At 60.5% G+C, this 26,157-nt stretch carries 24 protein-coding genes and 5 pseudogenes; 11 read left to right on the forward strand and 18 right to left on the reverse strand.

Features of this window, described 5'->3' with window-relative positions:
* Nucleotides 1-4 precede the first annotated feature (4 nt).
* The 5 genes from PZL22_RS06275 to PZL22_RS06295 all read right to left on the reverse strand — a co-directional run bounded on the left by PZL22_RS06275 (nucleotide 5) and on the right by PZL22_RS06295 (nucleotide 5,649).
* Complete coding sequence (locus PZL22_RS06275; RefSeq protein ID WP_284718283.1) at nucleotides 5-1,000, reverse strand: aldo/keto reductase; 996 nt, start codon at nucleotides 998-1,000, stop codon at nucleotides 5-7.
* The gene (locus PZL22_RS06280; protein WP_284718284.1) at nucleotides 997-2,001 is read right to left on the reverse strand and encodes a sugar-binding transcriptional regulator; all 1,005 of its coding nucleotides are present in this window, start codon (nucleotides 1,999-2,001) and stop codon (nucleotides 997-999) included. The genes PZL22_RS06275 and PZL22_RS06280 overlap by 4 nt, the downstream gene beginning before the upstream one ends.
* Nucleotide 2,002: 1 nt before the next feature.
* Nucleotides 2,003-2,995 (reverse strand): ABC transporter permease, encoded by a 993-nt coding sequence (locus tag PZL22_RS06285; protein WP_003526497.1) that lies wholly within the window; start codon nucleotides 2,993-2,995, stop codon nucleotides 2,003-2,005.
* Between the two features lie 19 nt (nucleotides 2,996-3,014).
* Nucleotides 3,015-4,556, reverse strand: coding sequence for a sugar ABC transporter ATP-binding protein (locus tag PZL22_RS06290; RefSeq protein WP_284718285.1), 1,542 nt, complete (start codon nucleotides 4,554-4,556; stop codon nucleotides 3,015-3,017).
* 64 nt (nucleotides 4,557-4,620) lie between these two features.
* Nucleotides 4,621-5,649 (reverse strand): substrate-binding domain-containing protein, encoded by a 1,029-nt coding sequence (locus tag PZL22_RS06295; RefSeq protein WP_003526499.1) that lies wholly within the window; start codon nucleotides 5,647-5,649, stop codon nucleotides 4,621-4,623.
* A gap of 187 nt (nucleotides 5,650-5,836) precedes the next feature.
* Here PZL22_RS06295 and PZL22_RS06300 point away from each other — a divergent pair.
* Nucleotides 5,837-6,340, forward strand: a pseudogene (locus PZL22_RS06300) (aminoglycoside phosphotransferase/kinase family protein); the annotation flags it as partial.
* A gap of 381 nt (nucleotides 6,341-6,721) precedes the next feature.
* On the opposite strand, the gene araH reads toward PZL22_RS06300, so the two are convergent.
* The 3 genes from araH to PZL22_RS06315 all read right to left on the reverse strand — a co-directional run bounded on the left by araH (nucleotide 6,722) and on the right by PZL22_RS06315 (nucleotide 10,251).
* Nucleotides 6,722-7,675, reverse strand: coding sequence for an L-arabinose ABC transporter permease AraH (araH, locus tag PZL22_RS06305; protein ID WP_127515835.1), 954 nt, complete (start codon nucleotides 7,673-7,675; stop codon nucleotides 6,722-6,724).
* A gap of 2 nt (nucleotides 7,676-7,677) precedes the next feature.
* Nucleotides 7,678-9,204, reverse strand: a complete 1,527-nt coding sequence (gene araG / locus PZL22_RS06310; protein ID WP_284718286.1) for an L-arabinose ABC transporter ATP-binding protein AraG — start codon at nucleotides 9,202-9,204, stop codon at nucleotides 7,678-7,680.
* Nucleotides 9,205-9,267: 63 nt separating this feature from the next.
* On the reverse strand, nucleotides 9,268-10,251 hold the full coding sequence (locus PZL22_RS06315; RefSeq protein WP_003526503.1) for an arabinose ABC transporter substrate-binding protein: 984 nt from the start codon (nucleotides 10,249-10,251) through the stop codon (nucleotides 9,268-9,270).
* Between the two features lie 188 nt (nucleotides 10,252-10,439).
* On the opposite strand from PZL22_RS06315, the gene PZL22_RS06320 reads away from it, so the two are divergent.
* From PZL22_RS06320 to PZL22_RS06350, 7 genes and pseudogenes are all read left to right on the forward strand, one after another.
* A complete protein-coding gene (locus PZL22_RS06320) occupies nucleotides 10,440-11,207 on the forward strand; it encodes a FadR/GntR family transcriptional regulator (RefSeq protein WP_284718496.1) in 768 nt (255 codons plus the stop codon).
* Between the two features lie 51 nt (nucleotides 11,208-11,258).
* Nucleotides 11,259-12,407, forward strand: a complete 1,149-nt coding sequence (gene dgoD / locus PZL22_RS06325) for a galactonate dehydratase (protein WP_003526505.1) — start codon at nucleotides 11,259-11,261, stop codon at nucleotides 12,405-12,407.
* 31 nt (nucleotides 12,408-12,438) lie between these two features.
* A complete protein-coding gene (locus PZL22_RS06330; RefSeq protein ID WP_284718287.1) occupies nucleotides 12,439-13,218 on the forward strand; it encodes an SDR family oxidoreductase in 780 nt (259 codons plus the stop codon).
* Between the two features lie 697 nt (nucleotides 13,219-13,915).
* Nucleotides 13,916-14,353, forward strand: a complete 438-nt coding sequence (locus PZL22_RS06335; protein ID WP_284718288.1) for a UPF0158 family protein — start codon at nucleotides 13,916-13,918, stop codon at nucleotides 14,351-14,353.
* 442 nt (nucleotides 14,354-14,795) lie between these two features.
* Entirely contained in the window at nucleotides 14,796-15,722 is a 927-nt protein-coding gene (locus PZL22_RS06340; protein WP_127614501.1) for a YobF C-terminal domain-containing protein, read from the forward strand.
* Nucleotides 15,723-15,802: 80 nt separating this feature from the next.
* A complete protein-coding gene (locus PZL22_RS06345; RefSeq protein WP_284718289.1) occupies nucleotides 15,803-16,303 on the forward strand; it encodes a DUF2267 domain-containing protein in 501 nt (166 codons plus the stop codon).
* Nucleotides 16,304-16,388: 85 nt separating this feature from the next.
* Nucleotides 16,389-16,756: pseudogene (locus PZL22_RS06350) on the forward strand (PRC-barrel domain-containing protein).
* 348 nt (nucleotides 16,757-17,104) lie between these two features.
* On the opposite strand, the gene PZL22_RS06355 reads toward PZL22_RS06350, so the two are convergent.
* The 4 genes and pseudogenes from PZL22_RS06355 to PZL22_RS06360 form a co-directional block, all read right to left on the reverse strand.
* Nucleotides 17,105-18,051 (reverse strand): IS630-like element ISRm2011-2 family transposase gene (locus PZL22_RS06355; protein ID WP_011970797.1). Its coding sequence is split into 2 segments (ribosomal slippage): nucleotides 17,105-17,712 and nucleotides 17,712-18,051, totalling 948 coding nucleotides; the frame shifts between segments, so codons are not numbered across the junction.
* A 443-nt stretch (nucleotides 18,052-18,494) separates the two neighbouring features.
* A pseudogene (locus tag PZL22_RS31360) lies at nucleotides 18,495-18,912 on the reverse strand (hypothetical protein).
* Nucleotides 18,913-19,055: 143 nt separating this feature from the next.
* Nucleotides 19,056-19,193, reverse strand: a complete 138-nt coding sequence (locus PZL22_RS31365) for an exopeptide (protein WP_074853760.1) — start codon at nucleotides 19,191-19,193, stop codon at nucleotides 19,056-19,058.
* A gap of 269 nt (nucleotides 19,194-19,462) precedes the next feature.
* Nucleotides 19,463-19,654 carry a hypothetical protein gene (locus PZL22_RS06360; protein WP_003533116.1) on the reverse strand — a complete coding sequence of 64 codons (192 nt, stop codon included), beginning with the start codon at nucleotides 19,652-19,654 and terminating at the stop codon, nucleotides 19,463-19,465.
* Nucleotides 19,655-20,012: 358 nt separating this feature from the next.
* Here PZL22_RS06360 and PZL22_RS06365 point away from each other — a divergent pair, with 358 nt between their 5' ends.
* Together PZL22_RS06365 and PZL22_RS31370 are read left to right on the forward strand one after the other, a co-directional pair.
* Nucleotides 20,013-20,288 (forward strand): terminase small subunit, encoded by a 276-nt coding sequence (locus tag PZL22_RS06365; protein ID WP_234708667.1) that lies wholly within the window; start codon nucleotides 20,013-20,015, stop codon nucleotides 20,286-20,288.
* A gap of 84 nt (nucleotides 20,289-20,372) precedes the next feature.
* Nucleotides 20,373-20,769, forward strand: a pseudogene (locus PZL22_RS31370) (phage terminase large subunit); the annotation flags it as partial.
* A 27-nt stretch (nucleotides 20,770-20,796) separates the two neighbouring features.
* On the opposite strand, the gene PZL22_RS06370 reads toward PZL22_RS31370, so the two are convergent.
* From PZL22_RS06370 to PZL22_RS06390, 6 genes and pseudogenes are all read right to left on the reverse strand, one after another.
* On the reverse strand, nucleotides 20,797-20,958 hold the full coding sequence (locus PZL22_RS06370) for a Thivi_2564 family membrane protein (protein WP_003533114.1): 162 nt from the start codon (nucleotides 20,956-20,958) through the stop codon (nucleotides 20,797-20,799).
* Between the two features lie 767 nt (nucleotides 20,959-21,725).
* Nucleotides 21,726-22,175: a hypothetical protein gene (locus tag PZL22_RS06375; RefSeq protein WP_003533112.1), complete on the reverse strand. Its 450-nt coding sequence runs from the start codon at nucleotides 22,173-22,175 to the stop codon at nucleotides 21,726-21,728.
* 11 nt (nucleotides 22,176-22,186) lie between these two features.
* Nucleotides 22,187-22,561 (reverse strand): hypothetical protein, encoded by a 375-nt coding sequence (locus tag PZL22_RS06380; RefSeq protein ID WP_003533111.1) that lies wholly within the window; start codon nucleotides 22,559-22,561, stop codon nucleotides 22,187-22,189.
* A gap of 62 nt (nucleotides 22,562-22,623) precedes the next feature.
* Nucleotides 22,624-23,163, reverse strand: a complete 540-nt coding sequence (locus tag PZL22_RS31375) for a hypothetical protein (RefSeq protein ID WP_003533110.1) — start codon at nucleotides 23,161-23,163, stop codon at nucleotides 22,624-22,626.
* Nucleotides 23,164-24,150: 987 nt separating this feature from the next.
* Nucleotides 24,151-24,751 (reverse strand): annotated as a pseudogene (locus PZL22_RS06385) (IS630 family transposase); the annotation flags it as partial.
* A 420-nt stretch (nucleotides 24,752-25,171) separates the two neighbouring features.
* Nucleotides 25,172-25,393, reverse strand: a complete 222-nt coding sequence (locus PZL22_RS06390) for a helix-turn-helix domain-containing protein (RefSeq protein ID WP_017263575.1) — start codon at nucleotides 25,391-25,393, stop codon at nucleotides 25,172-25,174.
* A gap of 133 nt (nucleotides 25,394-25,526) precedes the next feature.
* On the opposite strand from PZL22_RS06390, the gene PZL22_RS06395 reads away from it, so the two are divergent.
* Nucleotides 25,527-26,075 carry a hypothetical protein gene (locus PZL22_RS06395; protein ID WP_284718290.1) on the forward strand — a complete coding sequence of 183 codons (549 nt, stop codon included), beginning with the start codon at nucleotides 25,527-25,529 and terminating at the stop codon, nucleotides 26,073-26,075.
* Nucleotides 26,076-26,157 lie beyond the last annotated feature (82 nt).

Here is a 26,157-nt window from a genome sequence, read left to right on the forward strand (position 1 = left end):
TCCGTTACCTGTCCATGTTCGCAAGCTCAGCCGCTATCGCAGCATCGATCGCCGAGAGGTCCTCCGCGCTGAGCCGGATCCTGCCGGCTCCTGCATTGTCGAGCGCCTGGGTGGGATTGCGCGCGCCGCAAAGCGCGAAGGTGATGCCGGGCTGCGCCAGGGTCCAGGCGATCACGGTCTGGGCGATCGATGCCTCGTGCTCTTGCGCGATCGGCCTTATCGCTTCAGCGAAGCGCGCGACCTTCTCCCGGTTTGCGACGGAGAAACGGGGATTGTCCCTACGCTGGTCGTCGCCGGAAAAGACGCGTTCCGGCCCGATCGAGCCGGAGAGAAGCCCCAGGGCGAGCGACGAATAGCTGAGCGTCGCCACTCCGTTTGCCGTCGTGACCGGCAGGAGCTGCGCTTCGATCTCCCGGTCGAGCATGCTGAACCGTTCCTGAATCGCGTCGAGCCCGCCGATCTTCACGTAGATCTCGAGTTCTTCCAGGTTCACATTGCTTGCGCCGGTCGCGCGGATCTTGCCGGCGGCGCGCAGATCCTCGAGCGCCCGCATGGTTTCCTCGATCGGCGTCGTCGGATCCTGCCAATGGGTGATGTAGAGGTCGATATAATCGGTGCCGAGCCGTGTGAGGCTCTGTTCCACCTCGTGGAAGATCGATTCCCGGCCCAGATGACGATGGACGGGCCTGCCGTCCTGGTCGAAGAAGTGGTTGCCCTGCCGTGTATGCCAGACGAGACCGCACTTCGTTGCGATCACCGCCTTGTCACGTCGCCCGGACAGCGCCTTGCCGACGATCTCTTCCGCCCGCCCGAGCCCATAGGCGGGTGCCGTGTCGATCAGCGTCACGCCTGCATCCAGCGAGGCCTGGATGGCTGCGACCGATTCCCGCTCGTCCGTGCCGCCCCACATCCAGCCGCCGATTGCCCAGGTGCCGAGTCCGACCGCAGAGGCCGCGAGCCCAGAGCGGCCGATCTCCCGCATGATTTGTTGTCCATTCATGAACGCTCTCCGCCTTCCTTGGCCAGTTCGAGAATGCGCGCTCCCGTCGCCTGATCCGTGACGAGCGTGTCCAGATGATTGCCGCGCATGACGCTTAAGATCGGCCCCGCCTTGCTGGGCCCGCTTGCGACGCCGATTTTCGTCGGGATCGAAGCGAATTCGGAGAGCGTCAGCGAAACCAGACGCCGATTGAGCCCGTAGCCGCAGACGCCCCCCTGATCGTCGAGCAGATGCGCCAGCAGTTCGCAGGAGGCGCCGGATTGCTCGATTGCCTCGCGATCGGTGCTGGAGGAGGGGTGCAGGTCGTAATAGCTGGAGTCGTCCGAAAGGATAGAGCCGATGCCGACCACGGCGATCTTCGCGTCGCGCGCCCGCTTGAAAACGTCGGCGACCGAGCGCATGCCGAGCAGCATTTTCCGTTCCGCTTCGCTATCGGCAAAGAGCGGCGCGTGTATCTGGAAAGAATGCCCGCCGAGCCGGTCCGCCATCATGGTGGAGACGTGGTTGACGTCGGTATAGTGCTTGCCCTGGACGCAGCCGGTCGCGGGGATGACCTCAATATCGAAGCGGCGCGAGGGCTGCAGGCCGGCAACGACGGCGCTCACCCCCTTGCCGCCGGTGATGCAGATCGTATCTCCGTCGGCGATCTGTTCGAGCATAAGCCGTGCCGCGGCTTCGCCGACCGACTGCAGGGCGATCTGGGGATTGTCGGAGACCGTCGGCACGACGACCGTGCGGCGGATGCCTCCGAGCGCCAGCAATTGTTCTTCGATCTCCACCAATGGCTCGACCGGGGACTTGATCTTGATCTCGACGAGACCAAGCTGGCGCCCGCGCTTGATGAGGCGGTTGACGGTCGCATGCGAGATCCCGAGCTGGTCGGCGATCTGCGCCTGCGTCAGACCCTCCAGGAAGTGCAGCACCAGGGCTTGATGCATCTGCCTGGCGATGACGATTTCTTCGCGCGGGGCGGACATGGATTTCGGTTTGGCGTTCGGCATGTCAGAGAGCCTTCCGCTTGTGCAACAAGTGGTCGATCGAAACGGCGGCGAGCAGTATGCAGCCCTTGATCATATCCTGCCAGTACACGGAAACGTCGAGCAGGATCAGCGAGCTGGTGACGACGGAGAGCAGGGCGATGCCGAGGATGGCGCCGAGGATCGTGCCCGAGCCGCCGTTCAGCGAGGCGCCGCCGATCACCGCCGCGGCGATGATGTTGAGCTCCATGCCGACCCCGAAGGTCGGGGTCGCGGCGCCGAAGCGCGACATGTAGATCGTGCCCGCCACGCCTGAAAGTGTCGCGCAAAGCACCGTCACCCAGAATTTGACCTCTTTCGTCTTGATGCCGGAATAGAGCGCGGCTTTCTCGTTGCTACCGGTATAGAAGACCTTGCGGAAGGCGGTCGCCCGGCGCAGCAGGAAATCGAAGGCGGCGACGACGGCGATGAAGATCAGGATCACATAGGGAACCCCGAAGAAGGTGCCCTGGCCGACCGCCTTGAATGCCGGCGGCAAGGTGAAAAGCGAAAGCGGCGTGCCCTTGGTGATGACGAGGCAGAGACCGCGCACGATCACCATGGCCGCAAGCGATGTGATGAAGTGATTGAGCCCGACCACGGTGACGAAGAAGCCCATGATGCAGCCGATGGCGGCACTGGCGGCAATCCCGACGAGCGATGCCGTCCAGGGATCGACCCCCATCAGGAAGAGCGAGCCCGAGAGCACCATCGAGAAGCAGACGACGGAGCCGACCGAAAGATCGATGCCGCCGACGATCAGCAGGATCGTCATGCCGACGACGACGATGCCCTCGACCGAGAAGGACATGAGCATCGCCCGGAAATTGCCAAGCGTCAGGAAATGCGGCGAGGCGAAGCTCATGATCACTGAAAGCGAAAGGATGATCGCAATCAGTCCAGCCTCGCGCATCGTGCCGATCCGCTTCCATGTCGGCCTGCGCGTTTTTCCCGCAACCGCCAATGTCTCGACTGCCATAGCCCTGTCTCCCGCTTCTTCAGGCAGCATGCCCGGATGCCTTCAAGTTCGTTTCGTTTGCCGGGCCGATGCCGGATGCAAGCCGCATGATCGCCTCCTCGGTCATTTCGGTGCCCGATAGCTCGCCTGCGATCCGGCCCTCGCGCACCACCAGGACGCGGTCGCAGAGGCCGATCAGCTCCGGCAGTTCGGACGAAATGACCAGAATGCCGATGCCGGCACGGGCAAGCTCGCGCAGCAGGCGGTGGATTTCCGATTTGGCGCCGACATCGATGCCGCGCGTCGGCTCGTCCATCAGGATCACCTTTGGATCGACCGCCAGTTGCTTGGCGATCGCCACTTTCTGCTGATTGCCGCCCGACAGCGAAGAGACCGGCATATCGACGCCGCCCATCCGCACGCCAAGCCTGCGGGTCAGGTCTTCGGCGAGCGCTCTTTCCTTGCGGGAGTTGAGCAGGCCAAGAGAGGTCAAGGCCTTCAGATCGAGTGCGGCAATGTTCTGGGCGATCGAGAGATCGAGGAAAACGCCGGATCCTTTCCGGTCCTCCGAAAGATAGACGACGCCGGCCTTCGCCGCGTCGGAATAGCGCCGTAGCCGAAGCACCTTGTCATGCAGCCGGATTTCGCCTTGCGTCACCGGTCGCAGCGCGCAGATACCCTCGGCAATTTCCGTCCGTCCAGAGCCGATCAGGCCACCGACGCCGAGAATCTCGCCGTGGCGGAGCTCGAAGCTGACGTCGCGGAAGCGTGCGCCGTCGCCGAGATCGCGGACCGACAGAATCGGCTCGCCTAGGCGTTCGGAGGAAGGCTGCTTGTCCGGATAAAGCTGGCTGATCTCGCGGCCGACCATCAGCCGGACCACATCGTCAGGAGTGACGTCCGCGACCATTTCCGTCGCGACATAGCGCCCGTCGCGGAAGACGGTCACCCGGTCGCAGAGGCTGAACACCTCTGCCATGCGGTGGCTAATATAGATGATCGAGATGCCGCGCGCCTTGAGATCGCGGATGATGCCGAAGAGCACCTGCGCCTCAGTCTCTGTCAGCGCCGCCGTCGGCTCGTCGAAGATAAGCACGCGGCAATCGAGCGTCAGTGCCTTGGCGATCTCAACGAGCTGCTGACTGGAGATCGGCAGGTCGCCGACCTTCTGGCTGACGTCGATCGGGGCCAGACGATTCATCACGGCCCGCGCGTCGCGCTCCAGCTGGGCGTAGTTCATCAGAGCCGAGCGACGGCGGTTCGTCGCCGCCATGAACATGTTTTCCGCGATCGTCGCGTCAGGGCAGAGCGCGATCTCCTGATGCACGAGGCCGATGCCGAGCGACTGTGCGACCGCGGGCGAGGCGATCTTCACGGGGGCGCCTTCGATGAGGACTTCCCCTTCCGACGGCTGCAGCACGCCGGCAATGACGTTCATCAGTGTCGACTTGCCGGCGCCGTTCTCGCCGCAAAGCGCGTGAACTTCGCCCCGCTCGAGCCGAAAGTCTACGGCTGTCAACGCCTTCACGGCGCCGAAATGCTTGCTGATATTGCGGATCTCCAGCACGGTCTCTGACGTCATCGCGATTTTCCCCTCCCGCTTCGTCGGCCGCCCGGAGCAAATCCGGGCGGCCGCCCATGCGATCTTATTCCTCGATGCCCTTGGTACCGCGGCGTTTCAGGTACTTGTCCCAGTAGAAATCGTCGGCGTTATCGGCCGTGACAATCGACAGCCCGTTGTCGACGACGGGGATGCTCATCGGATTGAAGCCGGAGCGCTTGGCATCGTTCATCGGGTCGATGAGTTCGGGGTGCTTGGCGAGCCAGAGCAGCAGAAAGCCCATATAGCCCTGCATGCCCTGGTTGGGGTTGATTGAGCCGAAGACCTCGCCCGCCTTGATCATGTCGAGGATATTGGCGTTGACGTCGGCGCACATGACGAGCACTTTGCCGCCGGTTTCCTTGTTCGCCTGCGCCGCGCCGATCGCCGAATTGGCCTCTGGCATGAAGACGGCGCCGAGATTCGGGTTGGCCTGGATGAGGCTCGTCAGCCCCTGATAGGCCTTGTTCGGGTCCTGGTTGGAGGCGGCCCGGCCGACGAGCTTCATGTCGGGCCATTTCTCCTCCATGCGGGCGATGAAGGCCGCGATGCGCTTGTCGTGATTGTCCTGGCCGGGATTTTCGAGCACCGCATATTCGCCCTTGCCGCCGAGCTTCTCGGCGATCTTGTCGGCGGCGTAGATGCCTTCGCGGGTATTGTCCGAGGTGATGTAGGATACGCGCTTCGACAAGGGCGAATCCGCGGCGAAGGTCACGACCGCCGTGCCCTGGTCGGTCGCCCGGTTGATCGGCTCGATGAACGGATCCGAGTTCATCGGGTGAACCAGAATGCCGGCCGGGTTCTGCGCCAAGGCTTGATCGAAGCTGGCGATCTGCTTGTTGACGTCATATTCCGGCGTTCCGGTGTATTCCGTCTCGCAACCGAACTGCTGGCCGGCCTGCTTGAACATTTCGTAGACCGGGAACCAGTATTCGACGCCCGATACCATCACGTTCATGACGTATTTTTCGCCCGGCTTGCAGCGGAACGGGTTTTCTGTCGCGGCGGTGGCCGTGCCGGCAAGAAGCGTGGTTGCGAGGACCGCCATGGCGGTCGTGCTGAGAAAATTGCGCAAGAGTCCTCCTCGAGGCCGAAGCCCCTCCCAATAAGCGCATCGGCGCGCCAAAGCGCCCGCTGTGTTCGTGAAGTCCGTTCTTCCTCCTCGAAGTCCGGTAGAGGCAGGTAACCCTAGGAAAGAAGGCGTGTCAATATATTTCGCATGCTGAAATATATTTCATTGGAGCAGCTCGACTTGAGGCGATATGCCGGGCTTGAAGGGCCTGGCCTTAGAGACCCAGTCGTTGCTACTCTGCTGCGATGACGGAAGACGCCGAAATCCCGCTGACCGGGGAGAGAGAACCGCTGTCACACGCCGCGGCTCTGTCCTACGGGAGGCGGGGCCCTGGGCCCGGTCGGTTCATGCGCTGCTGAGGCATTTGCGTGTGGTCGGCTTTGAAGGCGCGCCTCGCGTCGTCGGTGATGGCTTCGAGGAGCACGACCGTGAGGTCCTGACGTATACCGACGGGAAGGTCATCAATCCGGCGCCCTGGTCGGACGAGGCGATTTGGAAACTAGGCGATCTCATTCGCCGGTTACATGAGGCGACCGCCACATTCCGGCCACCATCCGACGCCGTCTGGCGTGGCTGGTTCGGTCGCAGCATCGGCAAAGCGGACATCATCTGCCACTGTGACGCAGCGCCCTGGAATGTGATTTCCCGCCACGGCAATCCCGTTGCGTTAATCGACTGGGAGGCGGCCGGTCCGGTCGACAGGCTGACCGAATTGGCCATGATCGCCTGGAACAACGCGCAGCTCTACGATGACGACGTTGCTGAGAGGAACCGTCTGCCCGATATCGAAAGCCGGATGCGACAAGTGCGCCTATTCGCCGATGGATACTGCCTCGCGGCGCCGGAACGGCATCGGCTCGGCTACCGGATCATCGAGTTCGCCGCCGAGAGCGCAGCGAACGAGGTGATAGAACAGGGGATCACACCTAAGACCGAGCATGCTCCGCGCGTCTGGGGCATCGCTTGGCAAACGCGGAGCGTCGCATGGTTGCTGCGAAAATCGCAGCGCTCTCGAGCGCGCACTTGTATAAGGATGGCGCGCACCCGTCGATGCAGTACCTCCGGCATTGCCGCTTCAGGCTCGCGGCCTGGCGGCGACAGAGCGCATGTTGTCGAGGAGGACCGCAATCAGCAGAATGAGACCACGCACCACGTACTGATAGAAGGCCTGGATGTTGAGCAGGTTCATGACATTCTCGGCGATTCCCATGATCAGAACGCCTACGACGACGCCGGTCATGGTCGCCCTGCCGCCGGCAAGCGAGACACCGCCGAGAACGCAGGCAGAAATCACCGAGAGTTCGAGGCCGGTGGCCGCATTCGGCTGACCCGAGGTGATGCGCGAGGCCAGCAGAACCCCTGCCACCGCACATACCAGCCCCTGCAGGGCGAAGATCCAGATGCGCATCCGCGCGACGTCGACGCCGGCAAGCCGGGAGGCTTCCGGGTTGCCGCCGATCGCGAGCGTGTTCTTGCCGAAGACGGTACGGTTGAGCAGGAAGCCAAACACGATGAAGAAGAGAGCCATCACCCAGATCGGCGTGGGCACGGTCAGGAACTTCGACAGGGAGAGCTGGTAAAACGCCGGATCGTTGATCCCGACTGCACGGCCGTCCGATGCAATCAAGGCGAAGCCGCGGACGATCTGCATCGTGGCCAGCGTCGTTATGAGCGCATTGATGCGGAAACGGGCGATCACGATGCCGTTCGCGAGGCCGACGATCGCACCGCAGGCAAGAGCCGCCAGAAGGCCGAGCACGATCGAGCCCGTCGCGTTCGATGCCATGACGGCAACCATTCCCGAGAAGGCTACGGTAGAGCCGACCGAAAGATCGAAGTCGCGCGACGCCAGGCAGAACATCATGGTGCAGGCGACGACGCCGATGGTCACCACTGACTGCAGAAGGCCGAGCATGTTGCGTTCGGTGAGGAAATTCGGAACTGTCAGCGCAACCACCACGAAGGCGGCGGCAAAGATCACCAGCAGGCCCTGTTCGCCGAGGAGAAGTTTTTTCAAGGAAGTCGTCATGGTCAGCTTACCTGTTCGGGAAGGGTGGCCGTCGTGGCTGAGGCATCCGGAAGTGCTGCTGCGAGAATCCGGTGTTCGTCAAAATCGCTCCGGTCGATTTCGGCCGCGATCCGACCCTCGCACATCACGAGAATGCGGTCCGCAATCCCCATGACCTCGGGCAATTCGCTCGAAATGACGACAATCGCCATGCCTTGAGCCGCAAGCTCGTAAAGAATTTCGTAGATTTCCGATTTCGCGCCGACGTCGATGCCGCGGGTCGGCTCGTCGATCAGAAGCACCTTGACGCCCTCTTCCGACAGCCAGCGTCCAAGGATCACCTTCTGCTGGTTTCCGCCGGAAAGATTGACGATGTCCTGGTGACGCGAGGGCGTGCGCACCCGCAGCTTCGCGATGAAACGCTCGGCAAGCTCCGCCTCCTTACCCTTGTCGACAACCCCGAATGGCGAGAAATGACGGCGGGAGGAGATCGCCATGTTCTCCTCGATGGAGCGCCCTTGGACGATGCCATCGAACTTCCTGTCTTCCGGGCACAGAACGACGCCGGCACGGATCGACAGCCGCGGGCTATCCGCCGGTACGGCCACGCCGTCCACCAGGACCTTGCCCTGCCGGCGGCGATCGGCACCATAGACCAAACGGGCCATTTCGCTGCGACCCGCGCCGATCAGGCCAAAGCAGCCGAGAATTTCGCCGGCGCGGACGGTGAAGCTGATCGGCTGGGGCAGGTTGGCGCCGGAAACGCGTTCGACCGTAAGTCTCGCGGCTCCGAGCGTCCGGGCGCGCCAACCCCAGATATTCGAAATTTCGCGCCCGACCATTTCAGCGATAATCTGCTCGCGGCGGACTTTCGAGATGTCCGGATGATGGGCTGCAAGCCGGCCGTCTCTCAGCACAGTCAGGCTGTTGCACAGACGGAAGATCTCGTCCAGCCGATGCGAGACATAGAGGATGACCGTACCGCTCGACCGCAATCTGTCGATCAGGGCGAAGAGTATTTCGCTTTCTCGCGATGAGAGCGAAGAGGTCGGCTCGTCCAAGGCAATCACGCGAGCGTCGGTCATCACCGCCTTGGCGATCTCGACCATCTGCCGCTCACCGATCGACAGAGACGCAACCTTCGCCTCGGGATCGACCTCGATACCGATTTCCGCGAGCCTGTCGGAGACGACGCCGATCAATTGCCGGCGGTCGATGACACCGGCCTTGCCGGGGAAACGGCCGAGCCAGAGGTTTTCGGCTACCGTCAGCTCCGGTACGAGCTGCAGTTCCTGATGAATGACGATGACGCCCGCGTTGAAGGCATCGCGTACGGAACGATAGTGCTGCGGCTCGCCGTCGATGCGGATCTCGCCAGTGTCGGCCGCCTGGTCTCCGGAGAGCACCCGTATCAAGGTGGACTTTCCCGCTCCGTTTTCGCCCATCAGCCCGTGAACGGCGCCCTTTCGGACAGAGAAGGAGACTTCCGACAGCGCCTGAACGCCGGGATAGCCCTTTGAAATCGATTGGAATTCCAGAAAGTCCTGCATTGAAGCGCTCCGGGAAGGATGCCCAGCGCTTCGGGGCGCCGGGCTCGTTTCAGTCGGCAGGGCCTACTCGATGCCGAGTTCCTTGCGGACGGCCTCATAGTTGTCGCGCAATGCAAGCTGGCCCGCGGTCAGGATCAGCTTTTCCGGTTCCTTGTCGTTGGCGATCCACTCATACATGTTGAGGGCCGTCTCGTAGCCGTGGCGCTTCGGCGAGATGATGACGGTGCCGAAGAAGCCCGTCGCGGAAGGCTTCTTGAACTCGTTGATCGCGGAGTCCGCGCCGCCGATGCCGATGCCGATCATGCTGTCCGCGGGGATGCCGACCGTCTCGGTGGCACGCACCGCACCGAGCACGGCTTCGTCGTTGAGACCGACGGCGACCCACTTCTTGATGCCCGCATTCTTGTTGAGAACGACTGTTGCGGCATTGAGAGCGGCTTCGGTGTCGGTCTTTGCCTGCGGCGCGTCGAAGATATTGGCTTCGGGGAAGCCGTTCGCCTTCAGGACGGAGAGCGCGCCTTCAACCCGGTCCACGGCGGTCGGGAGCTGGTCGTAGGAAACGCGGATCGCGCCGACTTCCTTCATGTCCCAGCCGCGCTTTTTGATCTCCGCGACGATCGCCTCGCCCACGGCCTCGCCGATCTTGGTGGCGGAGATGCCCATATGCGGCACGTCCTCTATGGGGCTGCCGTCGGCATTGACCAGCCGATCGTCGACCGTCATCAGCTTCAGATCGTTGGCTGCCGCCTTGGCGACGATGCCGGGGCCGAGCTTCACGTCAGGGGTGCAGATGATGAACCCCTGCGCACCTTGAGCGCCGAGATTGTCGATGGCCGACTGTACCTTTTCGCCATCCTGGGCGCCAATTTTGACGAGCGTGAAGCCCTTTTCCTTGGCCGCCTCGTCGGCGAATTTCCATTCGTCCTGGAACCACGGCTCTTCAGGCTGCTTGACGATGAAACCGATCTTTACGTCGGCGGCGAAGGCGGATGTTGCAGTAAAAATCGCGACGGTGCCGGCCAAAGCGACGGCCTTGATAAAGCGCATGATTTCTCTCCCTATTCGAACTGCTCCCAGCAGCCGCATTTGTGTATGACGGAAAGATCATACTTGTCAATTGCGTTGGTATGATGAATGATAAGCGCCTGTCTGATACAGCGGGGCTTACGAAGGGTCGTCACTTCGGCTCAATTGCGATAAGCATCGCTTCAAGTCCCAGGAATAACGGCCCGCGCATGGAGATTTCGGTGCAAGGACAACAGGATCAATCGACGGAGCCGAGCGGCGCGCCTTCTCGGCGGCCCCGTGTCCAGAAGGATGTGACGCGGGCGATCGCCGCCGAGATCTGCGGTGACGACTATCCAGCAGGCAGCTTTCTGCCGCGGGAGAACGACCTGTGCGAGCGCTATGGTGTCAGCCGCACGGTGATACGGGAGTCGCTGAAGATCCTCGAATCGAAGGGCCTGGTGCGCGGTCGTTCACGCGTCGGCACCGTCGTCTGCAGCAAGGACGAGTGGAACATTCTCGACCAGCAGGTCCTGGAGTGGATCGGTGACCGGATTTTTCAGTTCGATCTTCTGAACTGTATTCTGGAAGCGCGTCGTGCGATCGAACCGATTGCGGCGGAACTGGCTGCTGCGCGCGCGACGGTGCAGGAAATCGCCGCGATCGAGCGCGCCTGGCAGCAGATGAGGGACGCCCAAGGCGACATCGTGAAGTTCACGGCGGCGGACGTCGCCTTCCACGAATCGCTCTTGAAAGCGAGCCACAATCAGGTGTTCCAGCAGCTGGCGAGCATCATCCAGGCCGGTCTCAAATTCTCTCTGCAAGCCTCAAACGAGGCGGCGGACACATGTGGCGATGCCGTGGAAATCCACAGGCAATTGGTCGAAGCACTGCGGATGCGCGACACGGCTGCAGCGCGCAGCTGTTCGTATCAACTGCTGGACCTTGCCGCACGTGATCTCGCCGTAGCCGTCGAGCGGCATTCGCCGCAAGGCTGACTGCCCAGATAGGCGCAGTTCGGATATTCCTACTCAGATTGGACGTATTTCATGAAAATCACAAAGCTGACGACCTATATCGTTCCGCCGCGCTGGCTGTTTCTCAAGATCGAAACTGATGAGGGTGTCGTGGGGTGGGGGGAGCCCGTGGTCGAGGGGCGCGCCCTGACGGTCGAAGCTGCCGTTCACGAGCTTTCGGACTATCTCGTCGGCAAGGACCCCTTCCTGATCGAGGACCATTGGAATGTCCTTTACCGAGGCGGGTTCTACCGCGGCGGCGCCATCCATATGAGCGCGCTCGCCGGCATCGATCAGGCGCTTTGGGACATCAAGGGCAAGGCCCTCGGTCAGCCCGTCCACTCTCTGCTCGGCGGCCAGTGCCGTGACAGGATAAAGGTCTATTCCTGGATCGGCGGCGACCGCCCGAGCGATGTCGCGAACAATGCGCGCGAGGTGGTCGCCCGTGGCTTCAAGGCGGTCAAGCTCAACGGCTGCGAGGAGATGCAGATCGTCGATACCAACGAGAAGATCGACAAGGCGGTGGAGACGATAGGGCTCATCCGCGATGCGATCGGCCCTCATATCGGCATCGGCGTCGATTTCCACGGGCGGGTCCATCGCCCGATGGCGAAGGTTCTCGCCAAGGAGCTTGAGCAGTTCAAGCTGATGTTCATCGAGGAGCCCGTCCTTTCGGAGAACCGCGAAGCCCTGAGGGAAATCGCCAATCATTGCTCGACGCCGATCGCACTCGGCGAAAGGCTCTATTCGCGCTGGGACTTCAAATCGGTTCTCTCCGACGGCTTTGTCGATATCATCCAGCCGGACCTTTCTCATGCCGGCGGGATCACCGAATGCCGCAAGATCGCCGCTATGGCCGAGGCATACGACGTGGCGCTGGCGCCGCACTGCCCCCTCGGGCCGATTGCCCTTGCCGCCTGCCTGCAGGTCGACGCGGTCAGCTATAACGCCTTCATCCAGGAACAGAGCCTCGGCATCCACTACAACGAGGCCAACGACATCCTCGACTACATCTCCAACAAGGAGGTCTTCGCTTACGAAGACGGCTTCGTTTCCATTCCGCAGGGTCCCGGTCTCGGCATCGAGGTCGACGAGGCCTATGTGATGGAACGCGCGAAGGAGGGGCATCGCTGGCGCAATCCGGTCTGGCGCCATTCGGACGGCAGTGTGGCCGAGTGGTGAGGGGATAACGTCGATCAAAGGGAGAGATGGGTTGAGCTCTCGGCTCCAAGGTAAGCGGATCATGGTGACCGGTGCGGCGCAAGGCATCGGTCTCGCGATTGCCGAAGTGTTCCTGTCGGAGGGGGCGGCACTCTTCCTCGTCGACCGCGACGGCCCCCTGCTCGAAAAGGAGGCTAAGCGGCTGCAGCGGCAGGGGCAGACGCTCGCCTACGCCGAGGCCGACATTACGGACGCTGATGCGATTGAGGCGGTGGTGCCGGCAGCCGCTTCATCGATCGGTCCGATCAATGCGCTCGTCAACAATGCCGGGGTCAACGTCTTCTCGGAGCCGCTAGAGATGAGCGATGCCGATTGGCAGCGCTGTTTCGACATCAACCTCCGTGGCGCCTGGAACTGCTGCAAGGCGGTGCTGCCTGGCCTGATCGAAGAGGGCGGCGGGGCGATCCTCAACATCGCCTCGACCCATGCCTTCACCATCATTCCGCACACATTTCCCTATCCAGTCGCAAAGCACGCGCTAATCGGCATGACGAAGGCGCTCGGCATCGAATATGCGTCGAAGGGGGTCCGCGTGAATGCGCTGGCACCGGGTTATGTCTTGACCCAAAAGGCGTACGACTACTGGAACAGCTTTCCGGACCCGGCGGCAGCCGAGGCGGCAACCCTGAAGCTTCACCCGGGCGGCCGCATTGCGACTGCACAAGAGATCGCCCGCGCCGCCGTCTTCATGATTTCGGACGAGTGCCCTTTCATGAACGCGACGTGCCTGACGGTGGATGGTGGGCTCAGCGTCCTGCATCATCCGGCTTGAAGCCGACGCCGCCACCGCAGGCGCCCACCTCCGTGGCTGACGACCCGCTCGCCCAGTGCCCGAGTAATAATGCTGAAGCACGTAGCGGACTGATTCCGATCGATGGTCCGAGTATGTCGACGGCGACGGCATGTCGTGTCGATGGTATCGGAATTCCTTGAGCTCGTGTCGCTTGGAACCGCCTTTCCCTGTCCGAAAATATCGGCAAACGATCGTTGTGAACGTCGCTAGAACGAGTCCACTGGCGGTCAGGGATTCCGCGGATTTGACAGGTGAGCGCTCCTGTAATTATCGATACTGGGCGCAGCGATAGTAAATGCGGGTGAAACTACTAGACCTCTGGACGACGGAAAATAGATGCGACCTCGCTTCCGTTTGTGAAAGCTAATTAGTGTCGTTAGTAGTTTCTAAACTCGTGTGCCGAGGCCGCTGCCGGAGTCGCGAGAGGCTGCGGCTTACCGCCGACTTCGATTGAAGCGGCGAGCTGAATTTCGGCCTCGATCTGAGCCCGCGCTTTCACGCGGAAGCAGGCGGCAGTTTGTCACACAGATCGGGCCGTCCCCGGCGGCAAGGGCGAAGTTGGACCAGCGCTTGAGTATGTAGTCAATGGGCGACGCAGCAGTCTTCTTGAAAGTTGCAGGACAATCCAAATTTGCGACCTATTCCAATCTCGAGTTGTGTTGGCGAAGGCAGGCTCATGAGTAGCAGTGCGGGAACGGCGGTGGACTTCAGCGAGCTTCTGGATGCGTTCGATTTCGTGAACTCCGCCGGCAGCGGTGAAAACGCGGCTTACCTGTGCAAGGAGACAGGCAAGATCCACTGGCATTGGGACTCGGCGGACGATGTCGACGTACTACCTGGCGACGTCGAGGACAGCAAAAAGTACATCCCCATTCCAGATAAGAGAGAGATCGACCTCGGCAAGCCGCTGGTGCTGGAGTTCGCGCGCCACCACCTGCCCGACGATTACGACAAGGTTCGCGAGATCTTCAGCCGGGCGGGTGCGTATGCCCGTTTCAAGGACCTATTGGCGCACAGGCACGCTACCGCTCGGTGGTACGCCTTCGAGCAAAAAGCCACGGAAATCGCTTTGAGGACTTGGTGCGAGGACAACCACATCGAGGTCAACGGCTGAAGTAAGCTGTGAAATTTGGTGTCAGGGTCGCTTTCATGACTGGCTTTGGCGAGTGCTTACACGCTTCGCATCGGTTGACGATATGTGGCGTCGGTCGAGCGTACCCGTCGCCTCGCTCGTCGAGGTGCCGAAGCCGATGCCGCGGCGGCGCTCTGGTAAATCCAAGCACCGCGCGATAAGTTTGCCGGGACGCCGATATTGAGCAGAGGCGGACGTCTCTTGCCCGTCTGGTTGTTGCACGATACCGACACCGTTTATGACCGTGCGGTCACTTCGAAACCATAGATGAAGGTACCAGAATAGAGCAGTTTAGCGGAAAGATGGCCGTCGCGGCTCGGTTTCGTAGGTGCTCTGCCACGTGCTCAAAAAATCTGGTCGTTGACAATTTTGATGAAAATGCCCCTCTTGCATTGCCTCGGAACCAGATTTGAGAGGCAAGTTCATGCAGCATTTTCCGTACATAGGCTCCGGTCCATATTGCTACGCGAACGCGTTCGCGATGATGTTTGGCAAACACGCTCCATCCACCGCAAGCATCGAGTTCGCCACCGGCAGCCCTTTCGGGATGCAGCTCGTCGGCGGGTCTCTGCCCTTCTTCGATCCCTTCGGCTGGACGCCTGAGGCTGGCTTCAATGCCGCTCTCGATGCCATGGGCTGGACGTCGTCCGTCATGAGTGGTGGGAATGCCGGAGATGCACTCGAGCGCCTCCGATCTCAACTCGTCCACGGTCCAGTCTGGGTCGGTCCCGTAGAGATGGGCTGGCTTCGGTACCAACCGAACAAGGACGGCCCCATCGGCGCAGATCACTATGTCGTCGTCATCGGTCTCGCGAGTGACCGGGTGCAGTTGCATGATCCGCAGGGATACCCATTCGCAACATTGCCGATCAGCGATTTCCTGACCGCATGGCAGGCGGAAACCATCGACTATGGAACGCCCTTCACCATGCGTTTCGGTTTCCGACAAGTCCGCGTGGTTGATGAAGACGATGGCATCAGAGCGTCGCTGCCTGCCGCGATCAGGTGGTTGTCCATGCAAAAGCCGCAACACCTCCCCGAAGGCACCATCGGTAATGGCGAGGCGGCCGAGGCATTGGCGAGCATGATCGACGCGAGGTGCGACAAAGACTTGCGTGCACACCTGATTCATTTTGCAATCCGCGTTGGCACTAGACGGCTCGCCGATGCCGCCACTTGCCTTTCCCGGATTGGCTATACAGACGCTGCTCATATCGCCTCAGTGCAAGCGGCCCTGCTAGGGGCATTGCAGTATCCCCTGGTCACCGGCAATGACGCGGAAGCGGCAGATCTGCTTAGGCGGCTTGCACCGACATACCAGCGTCTTCTGGAGGCTTTGCGGTCGTGCTGATTCTCGGGGGGCGTGGCCGTTCTCCAGGCTGCGAACCCAAAAGGTCAGTTGGCCCGAAGGAAGCTGGCTCGACAAAATCAATGGCCGAACTAAGCCCGGACCGCCAGATCGCCTGGCATGTGCTTGGTGCCGTGCTGAGGGCACTTCGCGACCGTCTGCCTGTCGATCTCTCGATCCACTTTGGATCGCAGCTGCCGCTCCTGGTGCGCGGTACCTACTACGACCCGTGGCGGCCGGAACGACAGCCGAATGAAGCCCGCTCGTTCGACGGGTTCCTCAAAGAGGTCGCCCGTGGCTTGGCAAGCATCCGCCCGGTCAATTCGCGGGATGCAACACAGTTGTCTTCCACGTACTTTCACAGCACGTCGATCGCTGTCAGGTGGAAAAGGTCCGCGAATCGATGCGCGAAGACGTGCGGAGGCTATGGTCGGAGAGCGCCTTGGATGATGCCCCCGGCAGAGAGGCATCCGGTTGTGGCAATACGAATCGACCGATCGGCGGAGCTCCGAACCCTCGAAGCTATGCGCTCGAATCCGTGTGCAGCGGTCAGCCCGCGAAGATTGCTCGATCCGACCGCCTAGCCATTGATTCTCGAGCGAAGGAACAAGTTGCCTGACGCACCGTTAGGCACTTGCTTTGTTACGCGCGCCTTAAGGAGGAACGAAGATGGTGAACCCGGATCTACACGAATCACACGATCTTATCGCCAGCGATAAGGTGGTAGGCACCGCCGTCTATGACATGAATGGCGAAAATGTCGGCTCTATCGAGCGGATCATCCTGGAAAAGCGCGGCGGCCGCGTAGCATATGCTGTGATGAGTTTCGGCGGCATACTCGGTATTGGACATGAGCATTACCCGCTTCCCTGGAAATGCTTGATTACAATACCGGCCTCGGTGGGTTCCAAGTGAACATCACCAAGGAGCAGGTCGAGGGTGCGCCGAGATATCCTGCGGGCCAGGATTACGATTGGAGTCCTGAGAGCGGCCGCCGCGTCTACGACTACTACGGAATTGCACCCTATTGGGTATGAGCCGCGCCGTTTGTGCGAGCCGACCACCGCCTCTTCACTGTTGAACGCTGCCGCGGAGGAGTCTGGGTCCGCCGTTCCTGTCCAGCGAAAGAGCGGGTGACGAAGAACTTCGAGGTGCGATGTACACTGCTGGGCACCGCCAGACAGCAACCAAGCCCTTGCTTTGGGCAGGTTCGCGGACGGGAGCCCAAGGGCTATCGCGCTCGGATGAACGCATCCGGGAAGACGGAAGCAATCGCCTTAGCCACAACAGTTCCATCGACGCTTCGGAGATCCAGGTTGGTGTGCAGAGAGCCGAAGTCATCCTGAGTGGCCGGGTCGACAGCCGGAAACTAGAGCGGTATGTATTTAAGCCCGTTCATATCCCGCCTCTTTGAAGTAGGCTGCGCATTCCTGTGGGGTGACGGCTTGGAGAATGTGGCGCAGTTCGTCATGGATTGCATCGCGTGATCTGGCCTGTGCCTCACGCAACCAGTGCTTGATTTTGGCGAAGAGCTTTTCGATCGGATTGAGATCGGGGGAATATTTCGGCAGAAAGAACAGGCGGGCGCCGGCCTTACGGATGGCGGCGCGGATCTCCTGACCCTTATGGGAGCCGAGATTGTCCAGGATGACGATGTCGCCGGCTTTGAGTTCCGGCACCAGAACTTGCTGGACATAGATGCGGAAGCGTTCGCCATTGATCGGGCCATCGAGGATAAAGGGAGCGCTGACGCGGTCGGCCCTGAGTGCGGCGACAAAGGTCATGGTGTTCCAATGGCCGAAGGGGGCGTAGCCCACCAGTCGTTCGCCGCGAGGCGCCCAGCCCCGCAGCGGCGCCATGTTCGTCTTCGTCCAGGTCTCATCGATGAAAACGAGGCGGGCGGGATCAATTCCGGGGCAGTGCTTCAGCCATCGTGCCCGGTGGCGGGCGACGTCGGGCCGCTCCCGTTCGCTGGCGACCAGCGTCTTTTTTTATAACTCAACCCCTCTTCGTGCACGAAGGTCCAGACGGCGCGATAATCCACCTTCAGGCCGCGCTCGCTCAACTCGGCGACAAGTCCGTGCAGCGTGAAGTCGCGCTCGCGGCAGCGGCAAAGCAGCCAAGCCCGGTGCGGACCGGAAAGCTTGCGGGGCTTGTGCCCACCCATCTGGCCGGGTGCGGCGCTGCCCGTCTCGCGAAACCGCCGCACCCAATCGATCGCGGTGCTGATGCCGATGCCGAAGCGCTTGGCCGCTGCCCGGCACGATAGGCCCTCGCCCGTCACCGCATCGACAACGCGTTCCCGAAGATCATTCGAAAAAGGTCTCGCCATAAAGGCCGGCCTCCTTCACCGGCCTGAATGGTGAATCTGATTTGCGCAGAAAAAGGAATCCCCTTTCCGATTCCGCCTAAATGCATCCCGCTCTAGCAGGTTTGGAACACGGCAGAGCTCTTCGGACGGCGACACTACTTCGTTCAGCGGTGAGCGACCCTTTCTGCACCGATTAAATTCGACAAACCGGTGGATGAGCTTCGGGCTGCTCTGGCAGCGTTTGACTGGGAGACAGAGCCGGTCATAACCCTTGGCGGTGGGAAATTGCCGCGATGCTGCGGCATTCGCGTCACCCCAACGCCGCCGCCGTTCCTGGCCAAGAATTTCGGCTCGCACCCCATACCTCGCCTAAAACACGTCGGTAACGGCGTCGTCAATGACGGCCACCAATGCGCTATCCGGCAGGCGGTGCCAATCGGGCGGTTAGCCTAAAAAGGGGGTGTTCACCCTGAAACCGTGTCAGCGAAGCATGATGCGATCATCTTGTTTGCTCCTAAGTTCCTTGCCCATTTTGCGATCTCGGGTTCTTCACTCTTCTCAGCGATGCCGCCCCACACATCCTTCAGCACGGGGTTTCCTGACGAAGAGTCGAAGAAAAAATAGCCTGGGTCGGCAACCGGGACATCGGCATACAATCGTCCATGTGCCGGCCTGCATAAAATTGATGATGCTGATCTTCGACGGTTGGACCTTCTGATCAAGGCCTTTGGCAACAAGCCTCGAGTAGTCGGCTTTGCGTTTGGCGCTGAGCTTAGTATCAACGCCTTTGCAGGGATCAGCCGCCAACACGGCATTTTGTGGCAGTTGCAGGATGACAGCAGCTAAACCGAATACGAAAAGTTGCCTTAGAAACGTGGACATCAGGACAGTACTCGCTCCAGAAAACTTCTGGTAGATAACTACACATCGCGTTCGCGGACAAATGGTAAGCTACCGCTCATAACCACGAAAGTCCGGGTTCGATTCCCGGGCCTTCAACCAACATACAGAGCGACCGTCCCGTTTCATCTTAGGGGCGTCTGAGGAACCACTTCCGGTACATCGGGCGGCACCTCATTTTCTGGAACGAACCCCAGGATGCTCACCACGAGAGCGATGAGAACGCAGATGAGTACGAGGAAGGCAACGCCGGCTCTGTCCATCCATTATTAGCAGTTCCGAATGTGAGGAATTCGAGGCAAAGACTAAGAGGTTCGCATCCTGTCGCCGCGACCAGACCCGCGCCCGACGGTACCGGGCAGATCAAAGGAGAAGAAGGTCGGTTAATTTAAATAATATTCCTCAAAGTGGACTGATCCGCAGCAATCAACTCTGACGCCAGCAGGGCAAATGGTAGGCCGAGGGCCATAACCTCGAAGAACGGGTTCGATTCCCGGGCCTGCAACCAGATTCGAGACGATGGCTATCTGCGTTAGTCTTCATCCCAGAGCATTTCCATTATCTCGTCAGGGGATTCCTTAACCTGTAACGTCACGCAATCTGCGTTTTTGGGAGCGAAGGTGACAAGAGTGGTGCGTCGTTGACCTTCAACCCGCTGGAAGTGCGTCACAGCGTTCATGTTGACGAAGACTGGTCCGTTGTTGTCGTGCAGTTCGAGCCACATGGTTTGTGTCCTCTCGACAATTCGTCGGCTCTCAGAAGTATAGCAGAAGGGTGACCGAATGAGCCGTATCGCGTCGCCGAATACAATTCCGGCCCTGAGGGCATGGAAGGGATGAAGCCGTCAGGAACGAGTGGGCTATCGCCTCGATCAGGTGGCCCGGAGATCGACTTACGAGTGGCTGCTGACCTTCTCCTCAAGCGCATTCCTTCCAAGGTTAAACCATGTCAGTCCTATAGAACGCGAGGCAGGAGAAGCTCGCGCAGGGACTCGCCAAAGGCAAGTCAGCCGATGAGGCGTATGCGTCCGGGGATATAAGCCGGACACGGGCAACGCTTCCCGCCTGACGGCAAATGACAGCATCAAAGACCGCGTGGCCGAAATCCAAGGTAAGGGCGCTCTCAAGGCGGAAGCGACTGTCGATCGTGTTTTGAAAGAGCTCTCCCGTGTCGGCTTCTCCGATCTTTGCCGCGTGTTCGATGCGAACGGCAGGCTGCTTCGACCTGAAGGGTGGGATGACGACACAGCCGCCGCGGTCGCTTCGGTCGAAGTGGTGACCGGCAACATCGGCGACCGTGAGGTCGAGCACGTCCACAAGATCAAGGTCTGGGACAAGTGCCTTGGAGAAGCTCGCTAAGCACCTCGGCTGTTCATCGAGCGTGTCGAGCACTCTGGGAGCATGAGCCTCAATGTCTCGCCAGAGGATGTCGAACTGTGGTGCATGCAGGTAGCTCGATTAACGGAGAAACAGCGGGAGGCGCCGACCCGGCGCGCAACATCATGCTCCGCGGCGGGTCTCGGTCCGGAAAGACGTTCGTTCTTTGTCGGGCGATGCTCCAGAAAGCGATAAATGCTCCGGGTTCGCGGCATGTCATAGTCAGATTTCGGTTCAACCACGCGAAGACGTCGGTCTGGTCCGATACGCTGCCCAAAGTTCTGGCCCTTTGCTTCCCGTCGGTTCGGGTGAGGGTTTGACAAGACCGACTTCTATGTCGAGCTGCCGAACGGATCGCAGATCTGGATAGCCGGCCTCGATGATAAAGAGCGCGTCGACAGGATCCTGGGACAGGAATACGCCGCGCTCTTTCAACGAGAGCAGCCAAATCCCCTGGGCATCCCGCCGTCCGGTGGCGTAGCTATGCCGATCAGAACACGCCCAGAGAGCTGAGCAACGAAACTGCGCCGACGATCAGAACCACGATCTGAGCCATCTGCTTCATCGTAGAGTCGATCGGAAGCTTCTGCACGAGATAGAGCAAAACGATGACGAATAGGATTGTGACGAGGATGTTGATTGCGGCGGACATGTCCCCCAGGTCCTTCAACTAAGCGCCTTGCGGCATGAAGGCGTAAATATGGCTGAGCTCTCGAAAAGGAAGGGAGGACGGATGGCGAACCCAATCTATGCCCGTCTGCAGGCGACGGCGCAGCGCCTCATCGCAGAATATGGGCCCGGCGAGGCCCGTCGCTGGAGGCAGGCGCCAGGCCTCTGACCGCCCCGTCCGCCACCGGGACGGCTGCGCGCGGCGTTAACACAATGCGGCTGCGGTCTCTACTCGCCTATTCGGGCTAAACCAAAGCCACAATCAGAGACCGTGCAGTCTCTGCAGCGGCGTTTGAAATTCTCAATTCGCGCGTATGTGAATTCGAACGCTCAGAAGCTGGGCCTCTTCTTTCGTCGAGAGAGAGGGGCCTTTTTGCGTCTAAGAGCAAAAGACACGTGATCCGGGCCGGGGTCACATTCCACGGCGTCCCGTCGCGCTTGTGGGTAGGCCGTCGGATGCTTTTTTGTTCCGGCAGCCCGAAATCATCTCTGTCGCGCATCGACCGAAATCCTCTCCGGTGCCCATTCGCAAGGCCAGTACTCCGGTGCGGCTAAGACGGTGGAGCCTCAGAGCCGTGGAGAAGGGGACGATCTTTACAATCTAAGCCCATCACTCACCCAAGGGGCTAGCGACGGCGGCCGCTCGGGGTGATAGCTCTAATATGACAAAAGGTTCGCGCGGCGGCCTGCCTAAGACCCTTGCCATCGTTGACAAAGTCTAATCAGCAGGCATTCAGGAGAATGCTGCAATCACTCGGGCTGCGGCAGGGGGATCAATGTTTTCGTCTTGCTCTTGGTCGGCTTTTCGCCCGGAACATGGGACATGGTCTTCGTGCGGCTCTGCAGTCCGTCGTCCGTAACCTTGGTCTTGGTCTGCGACTTGCTGAATGTTCCTTTGTCCATGGCCTGAGCCTTTGACTGCCCCTGCAATTGGGAGGGATTGTCGTTTATTTTCGTCTGGCTCTTTGCCTTTCCTTCCGAGGTTGCTGCGCTTCCGCCTGCGCCAATCGATGACGTCGTTCCGTCATCGGTTCTGCATGTGCCCGCCGTTCCGATCGTGCTGGCTGAGGTGCCACCGGCCGTAGCACTTCCGCCAGATCCGACGGTTCCGGCCGCATCGCACTCCTGAGCGTCTGCTGGCACGAAGGCGGCCGTTGCCGACGCGACGACGAAAAGTGCAAAAATCGTTCTTCGAAGCATCACGGCTCCTTTCATTTCTTCGGCTTGATGATTGCGCAGGTTCCATCCGACCGGCGCGTGATGGTCGTGCCGTCGGGGCGGGTCACGCTAGCGGTAGCAAAGCTCTCTCCACCGGAGGACCCGCTCGTCACCGAGGATGAGGAACTGCTCGTGGCAGAGCCACCGCTCGCGGTGGCGCCGCCGCCAACCGTCGTCGACGAGGATACGCTGCCGGACCCGGCTGTGACTGACGACGAAACGCCGCCTCCTTCCGACTGTTCTTGTTCGATGACCATGCACGTCGAACCGTCGTCGAGTTTGACCTCTTTCGCCGCGGCATGGTCAGGCGCCATAGCAGCCGCGAACAGTGCCGTGATAACCGGGACTAGAAATGAACTGGAGGTCATCGGGCCTCCTCCTTCTAAGAACGCTGGCTTCGGAAGGGTGCTCCGAAGCCAGCCGATTGATGTCAACAGGACGGTCTGTTGCCCTTGGAGCCATCCTTCTTGGCGAGGCCAGGAGGACAATTCTTATTGCTCTCCTCATCCTGGGCGGCGTCGCGGGCGCTGTTTTCATCGCCTTGGACACTGCCGGTGGTCTCATCCGATGTTCCGCCACCCGATCCAGCGGCTGAGCCACCGGTTCCAACGGAGCTGCTGGTGCTTCCACCGCCTGCGGAAGAGCCGCCGGTGCCAAGGGTCGAAGCGGAGCCGGCGCTACCCGAGCCGGCGGCTGATCCGCCCGTTCCCACGGAGCTGCTTGACGTACCGCCGCCGGCCGAAGATCCGCCGGTTCCCAGTGTCGATGCAGAGCCGGACTGGCAATCGCTGGTGTTCGGATCGCAGCCGCCGCCAGCCGAGCTTCCGCCTGTTCCGACGGTGCTGCTTGAGGTCCCCCCGCCGGCGCTGGTGCCGCCGGTGCCAATCGTTGTGCTCGATTGCGCGAACGCGCCCAGCGTGGTGCCCGCGAGAAGGCCTGCCGCGAGGGCCGTCCTGATGAAATACCGCATTGGAGTTCCTTTCCTCACGTTAATGTCCTTGTGGCTGCAACCTGCCTACCAACCCAAACCAGCATGACGTGTTCCGGGCTGGGACTTCGGACCGAAGGGATGCCGGCGCAAAGTCTGAAGGCCTACTCGGACCTTCGCCCGTTCGGCGCGCGCATAGGTCTGAGCGGCTATTCCGAATGGAACCGCGCGGCCGGATCGCTCGTTTTCTGCGCTCGGGCTTCGCGCAGCCCTGCTCACCGAATTGATTGTGATGGCACTTCGGGGGCCGCAGCTCTGTTTGTGTCTCACGACATTCGCCATCTTGTGGAAAGGGATGCCGCCGTCTTCTCATCATCGTCGTCTGGCCACCACCCCCATCCAATTATGAAGGAGCGCTTCTTTTGCCTGCTAACCATCGAGGCGGGATAATAGCCGCTGCAGCACCGGTGCTCCGAAATTCCGCCCCCGACGGCAGGTAAGCGGCGCTGTCCTTCCGGCAATCTCAGAACAGCTTTTGCACATTGAGCCCGTCGGCCGTGATCTGTCTCGTCGGTCGGTCAACAGCTGACCCCGCGTGTGCTTCCTGGCCTTTTCGTCATCCAGGACGGTCCCTATCCTTCATGTTTGATCATGGAGGGATGCATCACGACGATCCGACCACGGGCTCGTTTCAGAAAAGTAGCACGAGGTTACATACCTCAGGCGTGCGGGGGAAGTGACGCGGAAGAGGGCCATTGAAGCTATCCGTGGGGCGAGGTCGAACCGAAAAAAGCTGATGGACTATCTTCAGAGCAAATGAACATTAAAAAATGTGAGTGCCCGCACGAGGGGACGAGGCGGGCACTCTGAACAGGTTGGGGGACCTGGTGCCGCAGAGAAATGCGCGGCGCCGTAACAACTCATCTCTCGCCGCTTTTGTTCCAGGGCCTTTTGGGCTCAAAACAACAACGGCTCCGACGGTTTTTCCACGGGTAGAAGTGTCATCCGCTCGGCTAGAGCACGTCCACTTTAATCCGGGTCATATTCTGCTGCTGCGAAGTAGGTCGCACACTCTTGCGGTTCGAAGAGCTCGACGATGTCGCCAACGGTGTTCCACAGGGCGCCGACGGAGCGTTCGGCCCTTGCCCGCAGAAGCGCCTTGAACTTTGAGCAGGAGGCGTTTTCAATCGGGTTGAAGTCGGGGCTGTAGGGCGGGAGATAGAGCAGCGTGCGGCCGGCGGTTTCTATGGCCTGTCTGATGCCATCTGCCTTGTGGGCCGGCAGGTTCTCCATGACGACCATGTCGCCGGGCGTGAGGGTCGGCACGAGAACCTGCTCGACATAGGCCTTGAAAGCCACTCCGTTCATCGCCCCGTCAAGGACCATCGGCGCGGTCATGCCGGAGAGCCTGAGCGCCCCGGTGAACGTCGTAGTTTCCAATGACCGTGCGGAACGCCCGTTCGGCAACGCTCTCCGCGCGGAGAGCTACCGCGAAGTCGGGACATCTTCGTGGAAAGACCTGTCTCGTCTATGAAGACGAGGCGGGCTGGATCGAGATCAAGCTATCCATCGAACCAGTCCTGACGCCGCTTCGGGAGGTCTGGCGCTCCTGCTCCAATGCATGTGCGTTTAACCGCCACGCCTTATGCCCTCTATCTTCAACCCGAGGATTATGAGTAGGCCACCCAGGCGAAGGAAATCTTCTATCCCAAATGGCGTGTGAGTCGTGTAGCGGAGTTGAGACGACATCCAGCGGCAACATTCGCTCATATCGAAAATTGGCCGAGTTTCGGTAAGCTCCAATTGTGGACTTTTTCAACAGTATCGGCCCGAACAGGTCACCGTCGGCGTCCCATCCGCCGAATACGTTTCTCCACCAACATAAGCGTCATGAATCGGGAGAAGTTCGGTGAGGCTGGGCCTGCTTGATCGCAAAATTGGCAGGTCCCCCAAGTCGTTTTCCTGTGTCGGCCTCCACGACACTCGAAAAAATCAGACGTGTAGAAGCGGGTTTCTCAACACTGCCCGCCATAAACGGCCCCGCCAGCTACTACTTCTTGAACCGAACACCCACGCCGCCGCCATTTTCAGGAATGAACTCTATCCCGGCATCTTCCAGCACGCGCTGGACGCGTTCCAAGGTGGACGACCGGAGCTGATCTCCACGCTCAAGTCGGGTGATCGTCTGCGTTGAGACGTTGGCTGCTTTCGCAAGTTCAAGGACCCCCCAACCCAGCGCAACGCGGGCTAACTTACACTGAATTCCGTTCATATCACCATGCCATGGTGATTTTGGTTGCGCATGTTAGGGTTGCCCTGTATATGAGTGCACGTTAGCGGCTGTACCTGGTGTTACGAGCACCCGGCACAGCCTGACCACAACCAAGCTGTCAGGAGCTCGGATCATGGCTGATTCCGACAATAGCAGAACTTTGTCTACCGTCACCCGGGCAGACTTTCATTCCTTCGTGGCGGCGTCTTTACCCACATATCAAGAGCTTACTGGGACGAAACAGCTATCCTCGGAGGCGGGCGACGACGATCCCGTGCTCGCAGTCTGGCACCAATGGTACGCGGCCTGGGAGAGCTTAAGCGAATCAAGTTTGCTACAGCAGCGGCTCGAGAGATCGCTCTTTTCGGCTGTTTTGCCCCCACCGCTTGAGCAATCCGCGGGTTTGCGAGCTTACGAAAAGGCCCTCGAAGCTGAAGATCGTGCATGCACCGCGGAGGACCACGCCGCGGAAGCCCTATGGAGGACACCAGCGCGATCGGTTGCAGGCGCAACGGCCAAGCTCCACGCCCTCGGCACGAATTGGCAACCATCTTCCACAAGCGAAGAAGAACCCTGGTCACAAATCCGCTCCGTCATCGCCGACCTCCTGAAGATCGACACCGGCTCTGTTGCGAGCCGCCTGTCTATGCCCGCACGCCAACCCGAGCTTCAAGGCGATTGAATGGGAATGGTTCACCAGGACACGTGATCCCCGGCGCGCGGCCAACCTAACAAGCTATGCGCACCGCGCCTTTGCATGCATT

The organism is Ensifer meliloti (genome assembly GCF_030064585.1).
Classification (GTDB): Bacteria; Pseudomonadota; Alphaproteobacteria; order Rhizobiales; family Rhizobiaceae; genus Sinorhizobium; species Sinorhizobium meliloti.

Bases quoted from the DNA above. Each gene is read 5' to 3' on its own strand.
- PZL22_RS06275 (WP_284718283.1), bottom strand. From the start codon at position 1,000: ATGAATGGACAACAAATCATGCGGGAGATCGGCCGCTCTGGGCTCGCG.
- PZL22_RS06280 (WP_284718284.1), bottom strand. From the start codon at position 2,001: ATGCCGAACGCCAAACCGAAATCCATGTCCGCCCCGCGCGAAGAAATC.
- PZL22_RS06285 (WP_003526497.1), bottom strand. From the start codon at position 2,995: ATGGCAGTCGAGACATTGGCGGTTGCGGGAAAAACGCGCAGGCCGACA.
- PZL22_RS06290 (WP_284718285.1), bottom strand. From the start codon at position 4,556: ATGACGTCAGAGACCGTGCTGGAGATCCGCAATATCAGCAAGCATTTC.
- araH (WP_127515835.1), bottom strand. From the start codon at position 7,675: ATGACGACTTCCTTGAAAAAACTTCTCCTCGGCGAACAGGGCCTGCTG.
- araG (WP_284718286.1), bottom strand. From the start codon at position 9,204: ATGCAGGACTTTCTGGAATTCCAATCGATTTCAAAGGGCTATCCCGGC.
- PZL22_RS06315 (WP_003526503.1), bottom strand. From the start codon at position 10,251: ATGCGCTTTATCAAGGCCGTCGCTTTGGCCGGCACCGTCGCGATTTTT.
- PZL22_RS06320 (WP_284718496.1), top strand. From the start codon at position 10,440: ATGGAGATTTCGGTGCAAGGACAACAGGATCAATCGACGGAGCCGAGC.
- dgoD (WP_003526505.1), top strand. From the start codon at position 11,259: ATGAAAATCACAAAGCTGACGACCTATATCGTTCCGCCGCGCTGGCTG.
- PZL22_RS06335 (WP_284718288.1), top strand. From the start codon at position 13,916: ATGAGTAGCAGTGCGGGAACGGCGGTGGACTTCAGCGAGCTTCTGGAT.
- PZL22_RS06340 (WP_127614501.1), top strand. From the start codon at position 14,796: ATGCAGCATTTTCCGTACATAGGCTCCGGTCCATATTGCTACGCGAAC.
- PZL22_RS06345 (WP_284718289.1), top strand. From the start codon at position 15,803: ATGGCCGAACTAAGCCCGGACCGCCAGATCGCCTGGCATGTGCTTGGT.
- PZL22_RS31365 (WP_074853760.1), bottom strand. From the start codon at position 19,193: ATGGACAGAGCCGGCGTTGCCTTCCTCGTACTCATCTGCGTTCTCATC.
- PZL22_RS06360 (WP_003533116.1), bottom strand. From the start codon at position 19,654: ATGTGGCTCGAACTGCACGACAACAACGGACCAGTCTTCGTCAACATG.
- PZL22_RS06370 (WP_003533114.1), bottom strand. From the start codon at position 20,958: ATGTCCGCCGCAATCAACATCCTCGTCACAATCCTATTCGTCATCGTT.
- PZL22_RS06375 (WP_003533112.1), bottom strand. From the start codon at position 22,175: ATGCTTCGAAGAACGATTTTTGCACTTTTCGTCGTCGCGTCGGCAACG.
- PZL22_RS06380 (WP_003533111.1), bottom strand. From the start codon at position 22,561: ATGACCTCCAGTTCATTTCTAGTCCCGGTTATCACGGCACTGTTCGCG.
- PZL22_RS31375 (WP_003533110.1), bottom strand. From the start codon at position 23,163: ATGCGGTATTTCATCAGGACGGCCCTCGCGGCAGGCCTTCTCGCGGGC.
- PZL22_RS06390 (WP_017263575.1), bottom strand. From the start codon at position 25,393: ATGAACGGAATTCAGTGTAAGTTAGCCCGCGTTGCGCTGGGTTGGGGG.
- PZL22_RS06395 (WP_284718290.1), top strand. From the start codon at position 25,527: ATGGCTGATTCCGACAATAGCAGAACTTTGTCTACCGTCACCCGGGCA.